15 protein-coding genes are annotated in these 15,111 nt (G+C 68.5%); 6 read left to right on the top strand and 9 right to left on the bottom strand.

Translation table 11 applies throughout. The features are described 5' to 3' along the window. Nucleotides 1-25: 25 nt before the first annotated feature. The 4 genes from NQ038_RS14250 to NQ038_RS14235 all read right to left on the bottom strand — a co-directional run bounded on the left by NQ038_RS14250 (nucleotide 26) and on the right by NQ038_RS14235 (nucleotide 3,969). Nucleotides 26-1,114: a MerR family transcriptional regulator gene (locus tag NQ038_RS14250; RefSeq protein ID WP_257048520.1), complete on the bottom strand. Its 1,089-nt coding sequence runs from the start codon at nucleotides 1,112-1,114 to the stop codon at nucleotides 26-28. Further along, on the bottom strand, nucleotides 1,108-1,959 hold the full coding sequence (locus NQ038_RS14245) for a HEAT repeat domain-containing protein (protein WP_257048521.1): 852 nt from the start codon (nucleotides 1,957-1,959) through the stop codon (nucleotides 1,108-1,110). Before NQ038_RS14245 ends, NQ038_RS14250 begins: the two co-directional genes overlap by 7 nt. A 193-nt stretch (nucleotides 1,960-2,152) precedes the next feature. Then, complete coding sequence (locus NQ038_RS14240) at nucleotides 2,153-2,815, bottom strand: methionine ABC transporter permease (protein WP_257062874.1); 663 nt, start codon at nucleotides 2,813-2,815, stop codon at nucleotides 2,153-2,155. Continuing rightward, nucleotides 2,812-3,969, bottom strand: coding sequence for a methionine ABC transporter ATP-binding protein (locus tag NQ038_RS14235; RefSeq protein WP_257062873.1), 1,158 nt, complete (start codon nucleotides 3,967-3,969; stop codon nucleotides 2,812-2,814). The genes NQ038_RS14240 and NQ038_RS14235 overlap by 4 nt, the downstream gene beginning before the upstream one ends. A 223-nt stretch (nucleotides 3,970-4,192) precedes the next feature. Here NQ038_RS14235 and NQ038_RS14230 point away from each other — a divergent pair, with 223 nt between their 5' ends. Beyond that, nucleotides 4,193-5,122 (top strand): MetQ/NlpA family ABC transporter substrate-binding protein, encoded by a 930-nt coding sequence (locus NQ038_RS14230; RefSeq protein WP_257062872.1) that lies wholly within the window; start codon nucleotides 4,193-4,195, stop codon nucleotides 5,120-5,122. A gap of 21 nt (nucleotides 5,123-5,143) precedes the next feature. Here the strand turns inward: NQ038_RS14230 and NQ038_RS14225 are convergent, their stop codons facing one another. Both NQ038_RS14225 and NQ038_RS14220 read right to left on the bottom strand, forming a co-directional pair. Next, a complete protein-coding gene (locus NQ038_RS14225) occupies nucleotides 5,144-5,863 on the bottom strand; it encodes a hypothetical protein (RefSeq protein ID WP_257062871.1) in 720 nt (239 codons plus the stop codon). 26 nt (nucleotides 5,864-5,889) lie between these two features. Beyond that, nucleotides 5,890-7,254, bottom strand: a complete 1,365-nt coding sequence (locus NQ038_RS14220) for an esterase family protein (RefSeq protein ID WP_257062870.1) — start codon at nucleotides 7,252-7,254, stop codon at nucleotides 5,890-5,892. Between the two features lie 101 nt (nucleotides 7,255-7,355). On the opposite strand from NQ038_RS14220, the gene NQ038_RS14215 reads away from it, so the two are divergent. Together NQ038_RS14215 and NQ038_RS14210 are read left to right on the top strand one after the other, a co-directional pair. Next, on the top strand, nucleotides 7,356-7,772 hold the full coding sequence (locus NQ038_RS14215; RefSeq protein ID WP_257062869.1) for a GRAM domain-containing protein: 417 nt from the start codon (nucleotides 7,356-7,358) through the stop codon (nucleotides 7,770-7,772). 128 nt (nucleotides 7,773-7,900) lie between these two features. After that, complete coding sequence (locus NQ038_RS14210; protein WP_257062868.1) at nucleotides 7,901-8,902, top strand: cation diffusion facilitator family transporter; 1,002 nt, start codon at nucleotides 7,901-7,903, stop codon at nucleotides 8,900-8,902. A gap of 75 nt (nucleotides 8,903-8,977) precedes the next feature. Here NQ038_RS14210 and NQ038_RS14205 read toward each other — a convergent pair whose 3' ends face one another. Next, the gene (locus NQ038_RS14205) at nucleotides 8,978-9,151 is read right to left on the bottom strand and encodes a hypothetical protein (protein WP_257049892.1); all 174 of its coding nucleotides are present in this window, start codon (nucleotides 9,149-9,151) and stop codon (nucleotides 8,978-8,980) included. A 9-nt stretch (nucleotides 9,152-9,160) separates the two neighbouring features. After that, nucleotides 9,161-10,165 (bottom strand): LysR family transcriptional regulator, encoded by a 1,005-nt coding sequence (locus NQ038_RS14200; protein WP_257062867.1) that lies wholly within the window; start codon nucleotides 10,163-10,165, stop codon nucleotides 9,161-9,163. A gap of 159 nt (nucleotides 10,166-10,324) precedes the next feature. Here NQ038_RS14200 and NQ038_RS14195 point away from each other — a divergent pair, with 159 nt between their 5' ends. After that, nucleotides 10,325-12,043, top strand: coding sequence for an FAD-dependent oxidoreductase (locus tag NQ038_RS14195; protein WP_257062881.1), 1,719 nt, complete (start codon nucleotides 10,325-10,327; stop codon nucleotides 12,041-12,043). Between the two features lie 130 nt (nucleotides 12,044-12,173). Here the strand turns inward: NQ038_RS14195 and NQ038_RS14190 are convergent, their stop codons facing one another. After that, entirely contained in the window at nucleotides 12,174-13,349 is a 1,176-nt protein-coding gene (locus NQ038_RS14190) for a tyramine oxidase subunit B (RefSeq protein ID WP_257059424.1), read from the bottom strand. A 152-nt stretch (nucleotides 13,350-13,501) separates the two neighbouring features. Between NQ038_RS14190 and NQ038_RS14185 the strand changes: the two genes are divergently transcribed. Together NQ038_RS14185 and NQ038_RS14180 are read left to right on the top strand one after the other, a co-directional pair. Next, a complete protein-coding gene (locus tag NQ038_RS14185) occupies nucleotides 13,502-14,230 on the top strand; it encodes a DUF5058 family protein (protein ID WP_257059425.1) in 729 nt (242 codons plus the stop codon). Between the two features lie 29 nt (nucleotides 14,231-14,259). Continuing rightward, nucleotides 14,260-15,006 carry a hypothetical protein gene (locus tag NQ038_RS14180; protein WP_257059427.1) on the top strand — a complete coding sequence of 249 codons (747 nt, stop codon included), beginning with the start codon at nucleotides 14,260-14,262 and terminating at the stop codon, nucleotides 15,004-15,006. The last annotated feature ends 105 nt before the right edge of the window (nucleotides 15,007-15,111 follow it).

Raw genomic sequence — 15,111 nt, 5'->3', positions numbered from 1 at the left:
CTAGGGTTCGGGCGGCACAGCACCGTCAGGACCGGTGGTCCGGGCCCCCGGTATGTACCTTCCACAGGTATTGCGCGATCCGGGCGACCCGCTCGTCGGGGTCCGAGCACAGCCGGTCAACCTCGACCGCGCACAGCTCCCAGGGGAGTTCGCCCAGGGCCTGCACCAGGCGCAGACGGGACTCCGGCCTGGCGCTCGCACCCTCGATCCGCCCGGCCAACCGATCCACCAGGCCGGGTTCGGCCACGGCCAAGCCGGCCAAGACCTCGCCGGCCTCCACATCGGCGATGCCACGTTCGATCGCGTCGAGCAACGCCTCACCCGCTGCGCCATCGCCCAGCCCGCCCAGGATCACCGCTGCCCGCGCGGCCACCCTGGCATCGGCGTCGGCCAGGCACTCCCGCAGGGTCCGGCGGGCAAGCTGTGCCGATTCCGCCGATTCGGTCTGCCCCAGAGCCACCAGCGAGCGCAGGCGGCGGGTCCTCCCCCGCCCGGCGGCACCCCTGGTCGATCCGGTCCCTGTGACCTCACCACCCCGCAGCGCCGTCGCGGCCAGCAGCGCCGTCGCGGCACCGTCCAGCGACTCCTGCCGCGCGGCCCACAGTAGAGCACCGGCCGCATTGTCATCGGGCTCATCCAGATAGGCCCGCACCAGTTCGACGCCCGAATCGGGCGGGTTCCCCGCCGCGGGGCCTACCCGCAGAGCCGCGTCCTGCCTGGCCCTGGAGGTGCCGTGGCGCAGGGTCGTCACCAGTTCCAGTGCCGCCAGCAGCTCGCCCGTCGTGTCCGATGCCCGCAGCGTGGACGACAGGCCGTCCAGAAGATCGACCAGCCTCTCCGCCTCCTCGATCCGCCGCTGCAGATCATCGCGCAGCCCGGAGATCGCGGCGGCAGGATCGAAGTCGGGGTCGTCCAACGCGGTGCCGACCTCGGCCAGGCCCAGCCCCAGCGAGCGCAGCGCCTCGATGTGCATGAGCCTGGTGATATCGGCCTCCGTGTACTCACGGTAACCCGCCGAGGTGCGCCGGCCCGGGTGCAGCAGGCCCATGCGGTCGTAATGGCGCAGCATCCGCACGCTCACCCCCGAGGCACGGGCCAGTTGTCCGATCAGCACGGCTGCCCGCCGGGTTCGGTCACGTCCGGATCGGCCGTGACCTCGTGCCCATCTCCGGATCCGACGCCGGGTTCGAACCCGCTCAGGGCACGCACCCGTCGGGCCTCGGCGAGGTCGGGGGCGAAGGCGGCGTCGGGATCGTCGAACAGCCGCAGGATCGCCATGGCATGGGCCACCCGCTGCTCCGCGAATCTGCACGGGGAGTGCTCAGCGGCCCGAGCAGCGGGCCCGCCGACCGGACCGCCGGCTCCGTCCGCGGCCCCGCCGGCCGACACGATCCCTTCCAGGACAGAACGAACGCTCTCCCCCAGGTCTAGGTGGACCCGCGCCAGACTCAACCACGTCTCCCGCCCGCCACGGCCCAGCTGGGACGTCAGGCGCTGGGCCAGGGAGGCCTCGGCGCCGGCGGGGACGAGCTTCGCCGCAGCCCGCCAGGCGGTGCGGGCCAGGGTGTCGTCGGGATCGGCGAACATCGCGTCGGTGATGGCGGGCCAGCCACGGATGTCCCCGATCTTGGACAGGGTGTGCAGCGCCTGGGCCACGGCCTGCACGGAACCGGATGCCCTGGTCCCCTGCCTGTTCCCCCGATAGCCGGCGAGGATCCGCAGCAGCTCGGGCACCGTGAGCTCGGCGGGCAGCCGGGTGATCGCCCAGGTGAGCATGTCGCGGACGAAGAAGTCCGGTTCCACCGCGCAGCGCTCCACCAGCACGGGCAGCAGTCCGGGATCCGGGGTGCTGCCTGCGGCCAGGGCCGCCTGCAACCGGGTGCTGGAGCTGTGCGCTGCCAGTCCCGCGGCCAGATTGCGCACGTGTTCTCTCGTGGTCGGCATGTCCTCGGTGTTCATGCCTTAAGACTGAACCCTGTCACAGTGTCAGGGTCAAGGGGTGGGTCGTGGTGTCTGCAGGGTCGGTCGTGGTTCCGGCTTGGAGTCGTCCCTTCACAACGACGATCCCAAGCCGGAACCACGACGGACTCACGGGAAACCACGACTCAGAACCGGGACCACGACGGACTCACAACTCGCGGCCCCGCGCCGCCTACCGGTGCAGCACCCAGCTGGCCAGTTTGTTGCCCACGAACTGCGCCAGCTGGACCAGCACGATGATGATGACCACCGTGACCAGGGTGACCTGCCAATCGAACTGCTGGTAGCCGTAGGTGATCGCGAAGTCACCGATACCGCCGCCACCCACAACGCCCACCATCGCGGACATGTCGACCACCGCGATGAGCATGAAGGTGTAGCCCAGGATCAGCGGGGCCAGGGCCTCGGGCACCACCACGCCGAACAGCGTGCGCAACCGGCCGGCCCCGCAGGCGCGCGCGGCCTCGACGATCCCGGGGTCCACCGCCACCAGGTTCTGTTCGACCACCCGGCCGATCACCACCGAGGCCATGAGCACCATCGGCACGATCGCCGCGGAGGTGCCGATGGTCGTGCCGACCACCAGCATGGTCAGCGGCCCCACCGCGGTGATGAAGATGATGAAGGGGATGGGGCGGATGATGTTGACCAGGAAGTTCAGGATCTGGAAGACCGCCGGCTGTTCCAGCAGATTGCCGGGCCGGGTGGCGTAGAGGGCCGCTCCGATCAGCAGACCGACGATGCCCGAGGCGATGATCGTCACGAGCACCATGATGAAGGTCTGCCCCAGCGATTCCAGCAGCACGGGGCTCAGCAGTGACCAGTCGGTTTTCATCGTGTCTCTCCGTTCGTCTCGGGCTTCGGTTCGGCTGTGGCCGGGGCCCCTGTCGCGCGTGCGGGCCCGGCCTCGCCGGCGGCCCCGGACCCGCCGGCGGCATCTGTCCCGTCGAGGAATTCGACCTGGGCGTGTGCACCGATGTCCACGGCTGCGGCCTCGATGTCCGCGGGCCCGCCGGTCAGCTCGAAGACGAGCGTGCCCACGGTGGAATCGCTGACCTCGGTCAGCCCGCCGAAGACCAGCCCGTACTCCACGTCGTATTTCTGGAACAGCCGGCCCGTGGCGTCCGAGGACAGCCGGTCGGTGATCCGCACGGCCAGCAGCCGGCCGCGGTGGTTCGCGCGCAGCCGCTGCAGCGACTCCCCCGTGGGCACCGAGGGGATCGCCGTGGACACGAAGCGCTTGGTGACCTCGGCCTGTGGATCGGCGAAGACCCGGTAGGTGGGGCCCGATTCCACGACCCGACCGGCCTGCAGGATCGCCACATCGGTGCACAGGTCCTTCACCACCGCCATCTCGTGGGTGATGACGACGATCGTGGTGCCGAAGCGGCGGTTGATCTCCCGCAGCAGGGCCAGAACCTCGGTCGTGGTGTCAGGGTCGAGGGCGCTGGTCGCCTCGTCTGCCAGCAGGATGTCGGGCTGATTGGCCAGTGCCCTGGCGATGCCCACCCGCTGTTTCTGCCCGCCGGACAGCTGGCCGGGGCGCATCCTGGCACGGTCGGACAGGCCCACGAACTGCAGCAGTTCGGCCACCCGCTCCTTGATCTTCGCCTTCGGCACGCCCGCCACGCGCAGCGGATAGGCGACATTGTCGGCCACCGTGCGCGAGGAGAACAGGTTGAAGTGCTGGAAGACCATGCCGATGCGCGAGCGCACAGGACCCAGCTGGTTCTCCGTGAGCGTGGTCAGGTCCGTCCCGTCGACGATCACCTGTCCGGCGGTGGGCCGCTCAAGGGCGTTGATGAGACGGACCAGGCTGGACTTGCCCGCGCCGGAGTACCCGACGATGCCCAGCACCGATCCCCGCGGCACGTCGAGGCTGATGCCGTCGACTGCACGCACCTCTGGCTGCTTCGCGGCTTTGCGCGCCGGATAGACCTTCTCCACGTCCACGAACCGGATATGGGGTTCTCGAGTGACACTGTTCATGGCCACACCGTAGGCAGATCAACACTCTGACCTGGGCCTTCACCGTCATATACGAGATCACAGCGCGTCATCGGACGTCATTTTCGAACACCTGGCGCAACACTTCGTCACGCCCGGCACCCCACCCTGACTTTTATGACAGCCCGGTCCGAATTATCCCCGCATCGGCATAGTGTCCAGTCCCAGAACAGCCGTCCAAGCACCTACCGAAACGAGATCCGCTATGAGCATCCGCAAGAACCACACGACGTCCCCGGCGAAGCCCCGCAGCAAGAACCGGACCCCCACCCGCCTGGCCCTGGGCACGGTGGCCGCCGGCCTGGCCCTGGCATTGAGCGCCTGCGGTGGCGCGGCGAAGGCCAATGACGATTCGAAGGTCGTCATCGGCACGGATTCGGGCTCGGAGGAGTACTTCCAGCTGCTCAAGTCCAAGCTCAAGGACGAGGGCATCGACCTGGAGGTGAAGAACTTCACCGACGGGGTGCAGATCAACAACGCCACACAGAACGGCGACGTCGACATCAACCTGTTCCAGCACATCGCCTTCCTGTCCCAGTTCAACGTCAAGAACGGCGGGGACCTGGTCCCGGTGGGCGCGACCGCGGTCTACCCGCTGCCGTTGTACTCGAAGAAGTACAGCAACCTGGACCAGCTGCCCAAGGACGCGACGATCGCCCTGCCCAGCAACCCCACCAACCAGGCCAGAGCCCTGCTGAACCTGCAGGCGGCGGGCCTGCTCAAGCTCAAGGGTGGCGGTAATTCCCTGTCCACCCCTGCACAGATCGAATCGAGCAGCCTGAAGATCAAGCCGGTCGACACCAATCAGACCGTCAACGCCCTGGCCGGCGGCGCGGATGCCGCGGTCGTGAACAACACCCAAGCGCAGAAGGGCGGGCTGACCTCCGATCAGATCATCTACCAGGAGGATCTGGGCTCGCACGTGGGCGACGCCTATATCAACGCCTTCGTCGTCAAGGCCGAGAACAAGGACGATGAGCGCTGGAAGAAGATCACCGACGCCTACCATTCGCCCGAGATCGAGGAATCCGTGCGCAAGCTCAACGGCGGGGCGCTCGAGTTCAAGGCCGACTGGACCCAGGAGAAGCTCCAGAAGCTGCTCGACCACGAGGAAGAGGTCGCCAAGCAGGGCTGAGGCACCCGCCTCGGCGGGAGTTCAGCGGGGGTCGAGGTGGTCGCGCAGCCGGTACTCCGCGATCCGGACATCGCCCGAGCTCTCGCGCACGACCTCGGCCACCCGGTCCAGGATCCGCCCGGCCGGAGTCCATTTGGCCCCGCCGGCAGCCTGTACCCGGCCACGCTGCGTGCGCAGTTCCGGGGCCGAGGCCTGGGGGTAGGCGGTACGCAGGTGCCGGGAGAAGTCCCGCACCCAGGCAAACGTCGCCTCCCCGCGCTTGGCCTGACCGTGGGCGATCGCGTCGAGCGCGTCGGCCCACGGATTGCTCAACGGACGGCGCTTGACCGCGGCATCGCGGAAGGCCGTGCGCAGGTCGGTGAAACCGGCCGGCCGCAGCTCCAGCCGGGCCCTGTTGAGTTCGGGATCCGGCCGGAACACGCAGGCATCGCAGCCGGCACGGCAGGTCTCGAAGGACTGCCAGACCCGTGCCCGGGCGAAGCTCGCGGCCTGCCCGGCATCGGTCCTGGTCGGTTCGAGCCCGCAGCCGTAGTCCTCGAGGAACTCCCTGATGTGTCGATGCCAGTCCGGGGGCGCGGCCGCGAAAAGTTCGGGGAACAGATCACGGACGTGGGCCCGCGGCTGTACCCTGCGGTGTTCGATGATGAGGAAGCGGGCGCGTTCGGCGATGAGCGCACCCACCGCCACGCGTTCGGTCATCGCGCGCACGAAGTCGTCCGGGATCTCCTCGGCCGGAGACACGCCATAGAACACTGTGCGACGTCCCCTCAGACCCCGAAAGCCCAGATCAGCGTCCGGGCCCGGGTCCCGTCCCACCAGGCGGCGTCGTGCCCACCTCGGAACTCGTGGTATTCGGTCTCGAACCCGGCGGCGACGATGGTCTGGTGCAGCCAGCGGTTGGCCAGGATCTGCCAGGCGTGGGCCGGCGGCGGGCCCAGTTCCAGGTCCCCGCACTCCTGGTAGACCCGCACCCGCGGGGCGCCGGCCGCGGCCTCGGTGCCGGCGCGCCGGAACCGTTCGACCAGGAACAGCTCGGGCTCGCCCTGCCCCGCGCCCTGGCCGTGCTGGGCCCGCGGCACGCCGGGCAGCAGTTCCGCCTGACGCTGATACCAGGCCGAGGGCGAGTGCATGATCGCGTTGCCGAACAGATCGGGGCGGTCCAGGGCCGTGACGGCCGCACACAGGCCGCCCAGGCTCTTCCCACTGAGCGCAGCATCGGCCGGGTCGGTCGACAGATCGAAGCGCTCGCGCAACAGCGGCAGCAGTTCCTCCGCCAGGGCCCGGGTGAAGGAGTCGTTGGCGGTCAGTTCGCTGTCGCGCAGCCCGGCCTCGTCGACCAACACGATGGTCACCGGCCTGATCAGCTCCGCGGCCAACAGCGCATCGCGCAGGCGCGGTGCCGAATGATCGGGGACTCCGTCGAACAGCAACAGGTAGGGATGGGGGCCCGCGTACTCCGGCGGCGGTGGGGAGACCCAGACGGACCGGGAATTGCCCAGGATTGGGCTGTCGAAGGTCATCTCCTCCAGGCGCGGGGCCACCGGTGCGCCGGTCTCGACATCCGTGCGGACCTGCTCCAGCGCCTGCCGGACCACGGGCTCGAAGGACTGGGCCTGTGGCAGTTCGGCGATATGGCGGCCCAGCTTCGGATCGCCGATCTGGGCCACCCTGTTGTACACATCGTCGGCCAGCCAGGCGCTGCCGTCATCGGCCAGGTCGATGAGCGCATAGGTGAATCGCAGGTCCGCCGGCATCGTGATGGTCTGCACCCGCAGTTCGGTGCCGGGGATGTCGGTGAACACGCTGCGGGCAGGCAGGGCGCGATCGATCAGGGTCATCACGGTCGTCTGGGTCTGACCCGAGGCCGCCCTGGTCCCCGGGTCCACCGCGCGGCTGCGCACCTTGGCCGGGATATCGGAGTGCGGCACCGCCAGATCGCGCACGAAGGTGACATTGACCAGCGGCGCTTGGCCCCCGGCGATGCGAGCCGCCGGGTCCGGGTCCTTGACGGGGTCGATCAGCGGGGTGCCGACCTCGCGCAGGTGGGCGCGGAAGTCGTACGGGCTCATCAGCCCGTCCACTAGGGCGCGCACGGCGGCATTGGGATGGGCCGCGGCTGGGGCCTCGATCATGGAACTCCTTGTGGCGCCCAGACGGCGCAGACGACAGTACTAAGGTCACCCTACCCTATTGGGCATGGCCGGGCCAGGAGCTTGTTAGGCTTGATGCCACCATGGACAAAGAAGCATTCACCTTGCGCCCCGGCGAAACGATCCTGCACTCCGGCCGGGCGAACGTGCAGCGCGGGATCGACCATTCCGCCGGCGACCTGGTGCTGACGAACCAGCGCCTGCACTTCACGCCACACGTCTACAAGGCGAAGTCGAACCCGGTCGTCGAGATCCCGCTGCAGCGGATCACCGCGGTCGAACACGCCACGACCAAGGCGTTCGGCTTCATCCCCCTGGTGGCCAACGCACTGCTCATCCACCAGGATGCCGGCGGCACCGACGGCGCGAGCGGCTCGGGTGGCGCCAAGGGCTCGGGCGGCGCCAAGGGGTCGGGCGGCACCGACAGGCCCTACCGGATCCTGCTGGACAAGCGAAAGGTCTGGGAGGACCTGATAGAGAAAGCACGCGCAGCGCTGTAACCGCGCGCAGCGTTGTAATAGTGATGCGCCTCATAGACCCGGCCTCGGCAGCGAACATATAATTACATACTGATACGTGCATATCACGCGGGTCCACATCCCGCTCCACGGCTCGAAAGGGAGGCGGCATGCACGAACACGATCCCCACGCCGAAAACGACGGGGCCGGCACCGGCGCACCCGGCCACCACGGCCACGGCGGGCTGGGCCACGATCACGGCGGCGCGCACGGCCCCGGCGGCGCGGCCTCGCACGTCCGGCTGCTCATCGCCTTCTCCATCACGGCGCTCGTCTTCCTGGCCGAACTGGTCACCGGACTCGTCTCCGGCTCCCTGGCCCTGCTGACCGATGCCGGGCACATGGCCGCCGATGTGATCGGCCTGGGCATGGCGGTGTTCGCCGCGAACATCGTGCGCCGTCCGCGCACGGACACCCACACCTGGGGCTGGGCCAGGGTCGAGGTCCTCGTCGCCGGCGCCCAGGCCACCCTGCTCATGATGGTGGGCCTCTACGGCGTCTACGAGGGAATATCCCGCCTGTTCCACCCCGCCGAGGTGCACTCACAGGGAGTGCTCGTGGTGGGGATCGTGGGCCTGCTGGCCAATATCGTCAGCGCCCTGGTGCTGTTCGGCGCCAGGGACGGCAGCCTCAACCTGCGCGCGGCCTTCCTCGAGGTGATGGCCGACGGGTTGGGATCGGTGGCCGTCATCATATCGGCCATCATCGTCTGGTCCACCGGCTGGGAGTACGCGGATTCCCTGGCCGGCCTGCTCATCGCCATCGTCATCGTGCCCCGTGCCTGGGCCCTGCTGCGCCGGGTATACGGCATCCTGGTCGAAGAGGCCCCGCCCGAACTCGACCTGCGCGAAATCATCGAACACATCGAGGGGATCGACCAGGTGATGGCCGTCCACGACGTCCACCTGACGCGCGTGGGCTCATCCCTGCCGGTCCTGTCCGCCCATGTCACGCTGCGCAACCACTGCTTCCACGACGGCAGCACCCTGGAGATCCTCACCCGGATCCAGGACTGCCTCAAGGAGCACTTCCCGCTGGCCATCGAACACACGACGATCCAGTTCGACAGCGTCCGCGGCGCCCAGGAGGAGACCCTCAAACACGGGCAGTGAGACGCGGGTGCGCGCAGCACTCCCCGCCGCTCGGCCCGCGCGGGTCCTCCCGTCGCAGGCCCGGCGACCGGGGCCCTACCGCTTGTTCGAGGTGAACAGCGCGCGGATCAGGAAGTAGACGATCACTGCCACGCCCACCACGATCACGCCCTTGAAGGCCAGGCGCATGAGCGAGAAGATCGCGCCCACCAGCCACCAGGCGATGACAAGGGCCAGGATCGCGCCGATGATGCTCCACAGGTTCTTCATGCCCCCAGCCTACGGGGCGAAGCTGAGCGGCGCCTCGGCCAGGACGGTGACCATGCCGCCCACCCGGGCCTCGGCGCCGGCCAGGGCCGCGACCTCGGCGAGGACGAAATCGCGCATCGCGGCCGCCGCGAACCCCGCGCCCACGCCGGCGCGCGCCCCCAGGTTCACGGTGCGCTCCAGGGGCGGCTCGACGACCCTGGCGTGGTGCAGTTCGGGGTGGCCGGCGACCACCATCGCCGGCACCACCGCGATCCCCAGCCCGCGCGCCACAAAGCGCAGCACGGCGTCCATCTCCGCGCCCTCGACGGCGATCCGGGGCACCAGGCCCGCCGCGGCGAAGGCCGCATCGGTGGCCTGGCGCAGGTCGTAGCCGCGGGAGAACGCGACCTGGGGCAGGGCCGCCACCTGTGCCAGGGACAACTCCTCCGGCAGCGCGCGGTGGCCGATGACCACCAGCCGCTCGTGCAGCAGCGGGGTCAGCTCCACCTGCGCCGAGGCCGCCCCCACCCAAGTGTGGGCGGCGCCCTCTCCGGACGGCCCGGATCCGGCCCGGGCGCCCATGCCCTCCCGGGTGACGATGAGCGCCAGGTCCAGCTCCCCCGATTCGAGCCGCTCGGACAGAACATGGGAACCGGCTTCCATGATCTCCAGGTCCACCCCGGGGTGGCGGGCGCGGAAGCCGGCCAGGACCTCGGCGACCAGGGAGACGCACAGGGTGGGCGGGGCGCCCAGGCGCACGCGGCCACGGCTCAGCCCGGCCAGTTCCGCGATCGTCAGGCGCGCGGTGTCCGCGTCCGCAATCATCCGGGTGGCGATCGGCAGCAGTTCGACGCCGGCGGCGGTCAGCCGGGCGCCGGCGTGGTCGCGCTCGAACAGCGGGGCGCCCAGGTCGCGCTCCAGCGCGGCCACCTGCCGGGTGATGGTCGGCTGGGTGGTCACGAGCTCCTCGGCCGCGCGGGTGAAATTGCCCAGCCGGGCGATCGACAGGAACGTCTGCAGATGGGAAATGTTCATGCGTCCCCCGAATGGACTCCATAGAAAAAAATCATTGGCAGAATACAGCCTAACCTAACTATGGTTGCCCCTATGACGAATGCAGCCTCACAGAGCACATCCCACAGCGCCCCTCGCACCAGCCACCACAACGGCCCCGCCACCGGCGGCGAGCGCCTCATGACCACCGGCGTGCTGGTCATCGGAACCGGTGGCGCGGGCCTGCGCGCAGCCATCGAACTGGCCGAACGCGGCATCCAGGTGCTGGCCGTCGGCAAGCGGCGCAAGCACGATGCGCACACCACCCTGGCGGCCGGCGGCATCAACGCGGCCCTGGCCACCATGGACCCGGAGGACTCCTGGCAGCAGCACGCCGCCGACACCCTGCGCGAATCCTATTTCCTGGCCGACCCGCGGATCGTCGAGGTCGTCACCAAGAACGCCGCCCGCGGCATCGAGGACCTGGAGCGCTGGGGCATGCCGTTCGCCCGCGAGGCCGACGGCCGGATCAGCCAGCGCTTCTTCGGGGCGCACAAGTACCGCCGCACCTGCTACGCCGGGGACTACACGGGCCTGGAGATCCAGCGCACCCTGATGCACCGCGCGGCCGAACTCGATGTGCCGATCATCGACACCGTCTACATCACCCGGCTGCTGACCGCCGATGGCAAGATCTTCGGCGCCTACGGCTTCGACGTGGTCGACGGCACCCCCGTACAGATCCACGCCGATGCCGTCATCCTGGCAGCCGGCGGCCACAACCGGATCTGGCGGCGCACCTCGAGCCGCCGCGATGAGAACACCGGCGATTCCTTCCGCCTGGCGGCCCTGGCCGGCGGCAAGATCCGCGACGCCGAGCTCGTGCAGTTCCATCCCTCGGGCATTCTGGAGCCCGAGGACGCCGCCGGCACCCTGGTCTCCGAGGCCGCCCGCGGCGAGGGCGGGATTCTGACGAACGCACTGGGCGAACGCTATATGTCCAAGTACGACCCCGAGCGCATGGAGCTGTCCACCCGCGACCGGGTGGCCCTGGCCGGGTACACGGAGATCGCCGAGGGCCGCGGGACCGAGAACGGCGGCGTCTACCTGGACGTCTCGCACCTGCCGCGCGAGGTCATCATGGAGAAGCTGCCGCGCGTCTACCGCACGATGATCGACCTGCAGATGCTCGACATCACGACGACCAAGATCGAGATCGCGCCCACCGCGCACTATTCGATGGGCGGCGTCTGGGTCACCGCAGAGGAGCACTCCACCGGGGTCGACGGCCTCTACGCGATCGGCGAGGCCTCCTCCGGGGTGCACGGTGCGAACCGACTGGGCGGGAATTCGCTGATCGAACTGCTGGTCTACGGACGCATCACCGGTGAGGCCGCGGCGGAGTACGCGCTGAACAATCTGAGCGTGACCCGCGACCTGGCCGCCGTGGACGAGGCCAGGGCCGAGATGTCCGCGCTGCTGGAGTCGACCGGCACGGAGTCCGCGCGCAAACTGCAGCGCGAGATCCGCGATCTGATGACCGAGCACGCCGGCGTGGTCCGCTCCGAGGACAGCCTGCGCGAGGGCCTGGCGAAACTGGCCGACATCGCCGAACGCGAGAAGCACGTGTCTGCACATCCCGACATCGCGGGCTTCGACGATCTGGCCCACGCCTTCGACCTCAAGGGGTCGCTGCTGGCCGCGCGCGCCACCCTGGAGTGCGCAATCGAGCGCCGCGAGACCCGTGGCTGCCACAACCGCTCGGACTACCCGGAGATGGATCCGGCACTCAAGGGCAACTTCATCTGGACCCCGGACGGCGGGGTGACCTTCGAGACCCTGCCGGAGCCGGATGAGGAGATCGCCCGCCTGGCCGCCGAGGACATGGACGACTCCCCCAAGGGCAAACTGGTCGAATAGTCCGAGCCCACTCCCTACTTCGAGTTCCACTACTTGACGAACTGTCGAAAAAACGCGCTTTCAGGCTGAAATTCGACATTTCGTCAAGTAGTGGAACTTTGGGCTGGGACCGGGGCTGGGGCGCTGGTGCTCAGGCCAGTTCCGGGGTGTCCCACAGGTTCAGCTGCACGCCGATGCCCTGTTCGATCGCATTGCGGTAGACCACCGAGGCCCAGGCGACGTCCTCGACGGGCATGCCGCCCACCGAGTACAGCACGATCTCCTCTGCGGACTTCCGGCCCGGTGCCTGACCGGTGACGACCGCGCCCATGTCCTCGATATCGGTCCGCGCCAGCTTGCCCTCGGCCACCAGGTCGGTGAAGCGGCAGCCCAGGATCGGAATGTAGCGGTGGGTGGGCGCGGGGTTCTCATCCGCCCAGGCCTCGTAGAGTCCGTAGTTGTCGACGACCTTGCGGACCTCGGGCGCTTCCATCCCCGCATCGATATTGACCGCCGCCGGCATGGACAGGAAGGCCCCCGGCTTGACCCAGGCCCGTTCGACGGTGGGGTACTGGGCGGGATCGTTCGGCACGCCCGAGGCGCAGAAGGTGACGATATCGCTGTCGCGGACCACGGCCTCGAGGCTGTCGACCTCCTCGACGAGCAGCTGTGGGAAGTGCCGGCCGACCCAGGCGGTGAAGGCGTCCAGGCTGGCGCGGCCCCGGCCCAGGACCTTGACCGTCTCGATCCCGGGGCGCACCGCCATGAATGCCGCCAGGGAGGTCTTCGCCATGGTGCCCGGCCCCTGGATGCCCACCACCTTCGCGTCCTCGGGCGCGAAGTACTTGGCGCCCACGCCGGGGATCGCCCCGGTGCGGTAGGCCGACAGCAGGTTCGCGGACATGATGGCCAGGGGCGCACCGGTGTCCGCGTCGTTGAGCGTGAAGGTATGGATGGAGCGCGGCAGGCCCTTGTCCCGGTTGGCGATGTTCGAGCCGTACCATTTGACCCCGGCCTGGCCGAAGGATCCGCCCAGGTAGGCGGGCATCGCCATGAAGCGGCGGTCCGGGGTGGCCAGCGGCATGTCGGGGAATTCGGACTCCGCGGGGAAGAGCACCAACGCGCCGTGGGAGTCGTTGTTGTCCCCCGCCATCCGGTAGTCGCCGGTGTGCAGCAGGGCCAGAACCTCCTCCATGGTCTCGACGCAGCGCGGCATATCGGTCACGCCCGCGCGGATCATGTCCGGCTCGGACAGGTAGAGGAAGTCGATGGCCGTGTCCGACCTGGTCGCATCCTCGCTCGCCTGGTTCGGTGAGCTGCTCGTCATTTCGTCCCCATTTCAATCCCCGCTTCGGTCACGTGTCCTATATCTCATCCCAATGTGCCACACCCATGGTCCGTCTGGCAGATTTCAAGCACGTAAACCGCCCATTCATGGTAGAAATGGTGACACACACCACTCCACAAAAGGACTTCTCCATGCCCCTTGCCCAATCCGCGGATACCGCGGGCGTTCTGCAGCTGGCCAATATGCCCTTCCTGTGGGTCCTGGCCATCGCCGTGTTCGCCGTCATCATCGTCCAATCCACGATCTACATGACGGCCGTGCGGCGCAATGTCGCCGCCGCCGATATGACCAAGAAGGAGGCCAATACCGCCTTCCGCGCCGGAGCCGTATCCGCGATCGGCCCGTCGCTGGCCGTCGTGCTGGTCTCGATCGCGATCCTGCCGCTGTTCGGCACACCGCCGGTGCTGGTGCGCATCGGCCTGATCGGCTCCGCCGCGACCGAGGTCGCCGAGGCCACCGCGGCCGCCGGCACCATGGGCGCGGGGCTGGGCGGGGACGGCTGGAACGCCGACGTGTTCACCGTCGCCCTGTTCGCCATGAGCCTCTCGGGCGCCGGCTGGATGCTGGCCACGATGATCCTCACCCCGATCCTGTCGAAGGGTTCGGACAAGGTCGCCAAGGTCAATCCGGCACTCATGGCGATCATTCCCTCGGCCGCGCTGCTGGCCGCGTTCGCCACTCTGACCATGCAGGAACTGCCCAAGTCCGGCGTCCATGTGCTGGCCGTGGTGGTGTCCGCGATCGTGATGTCGATCTGCCTGCTCATCGCCAAGAAGTTCGAGGTGGCCTGGCTGCGCGAATGGGCGTTGGGCTTCTCCATCATGGCCGCCCTCATCGCCGCCGGCATCGCCACGGCCTGAGCACCACAGCCTGAAAGGACTGAAGAACCATGAGCATTTCAGCAACGCAGAAGTCGGCACTGGACCGGAACTTCACCCGCACCACGAACGTGTGGGGCAATATCACCCTGTTCACGGGCTTCCTGATCGCAACCTATATCCCCTTCCACGTCCTGTTCTTCACCGATGTGGACGTCTCCTGGGGCCAGATCATCGCGGGCTTCCTGGCCGCGGCCGCCGCCTTCGGGGTGTTCTGGGTCGTCGAGCCCATCACCTATTTCCCGATCCTGGGGCCGGCCGGCATGTACCAGGCGTTCATGATCGGCAATATCTCGAACAAGCTGCTGCCCGCTGCGATCGTCGCCCAGTCGACCATCAAGGCGACTCCGGGCACCCGCAAGGCCCAGTTCGCGGCGACCGCTGCGATCTGCGGTGCAGCGGTGATCCACGTGTCCTTCATGCTGGTGTTCGTCGGCATCCTGGGCTCCTGGGTCGTCTCCATTGTCCCGCCGGAGATCACCAAGGTCGCCCAGAACTACATCCTGCCGTCCATCCTGGGCGGGGTGCTGGTCCAGCTGATCGTGACGACGAAGAACCTGCGCGTGACGATCGCCGCCCTGGTGGTGGGCGCCGTGGTCGTCTTCGGCCTGATCCCGCTGCTGCCGGCATTCTTCTCCGGCTTCACCATCGCCATCGCGGTCATCATCACGTGCTTCGCCGCCTGGTTCACCCGCGACAAGAAGGTGCACGAGGGCGGGCACATGGAGGACGAGCTCTCCGGTCCCGGCATCAACTGAGGCCCGGGCCCGGCGGTCGGCGCACGGCTGCTCGCGGCGCGGCATCCGCTAAACACCACTCTGGCGCGGAAACTACCTGTTACAGCAGGTGGTTTCCGCGCCAGA

It is taken from the genome of Brevibacterium sp. 50QC2O2 (assembly GCF_024580675.1).
In the GTDB taxonomy this organism is placed as follows: domain Bacteria; phylum Actinomycetota; class Actinomycetes; order Actinomycetales; family Brevibacteriaceae; genus Brevibacterium; species Brevibacterium moorei.
Note: the sequence above shows the minus strand (reverse complement) of the source record. Positions and strands in the feature narration are given on the sequence as shown.

Bases quoted from the DNA above. Each gene is read 5' to 3' on its own strand.
- NQ038_RS14245 (WP_257048521.1), bottom strand. From the start codon at position 1,959: ATGAACACCGAGGACATGCCGACCACGAGAGAACACGTGCGCAATCTG.
- NQ038_RS14240 (WP_257062874.1), bottom strand. From the start codon at position 2,815: ATGAAAACCGACTGGTCACTGCTGAGCCCCGTGCTGCTGGAATCGCTG.
- NQ038_RS14235 (WP_257062873.1), bottom strand. From the start codon at position 3,969: ATGAACAGTGTCACTCGAGAACCCCATATCCGGTTCGTGGACGTGGAG.
- NQ038_RS14230 (WP_257062872.1), top strand. From the start codon at position 4,193: ATGAGCATCCGCAAGAACCACACGACGTCCCCGGCGAAGCCCCGCAGC.
- NQ038_RS14220 (WP_257062870.1), bottom strand. From the start codon at position 7,254: ATGATCGAGGCCCCAGCCGCGGCCCATCCCAATGCCGCCGTGCGCGCC.
- NQ038_RS14215 (WP_257062869.1), top strand. From the start codon at position 7,356: ATGGACAAAGAAGCATTCACCTTGCGCCCCGGCGAAACGATCCTGCAC.
- NQ038_RS14210 (WP_257062868.1), top strand. From the start codon at position 7,901: ATGCACGAACACGATCCCCACGCCGAAAACGACGGGGCCGGCACCGGC.
- NQ038_RS14205 (WP_257049892.1), bottom strand. From the start codon at position 9,151: ATGAAGAACCTGTGGAGCATCATCGGCGCGATCCTGGCCCTTGTCATC.
- NQ038_RS14200 (WP_257062867.1), bottom strand. From the start codon at position 10,165: ATGAACATTTCCCATCTGCAGACGTTCCTGTCGATCGCCCGGCTGGGC.
- NQ038_RS14195 (WP_257062881.1), top strand. From the start codon at position 10,325: ATGACCACCGGCGTGCTGGTCATCGGAACCGGTGGCGCGGGCCTGCGC.
- NQ038_RS14190 (WP_257059424.1), bottom strand. From the start codon at position 13,349: ATGACGAGCAGCTCACCGAACCAGGCGAGCGAGGATGCGACCAGGTCG.
- NQ038_RS14185 (WP_257059425.1), top strand. From the start codon at position 13,502: ATGCCCCTTGCCCAATCCGCGGATACCGCGGGCGTTCTGCAGCTGGCC.
- NQ038_RS14180 (WP_257059427.1), top strand. From the start codon at position 14,260: ATGAGCATTTCAGCAACGCAGAAGTCGGCACTGGACCGGAACTTCACC.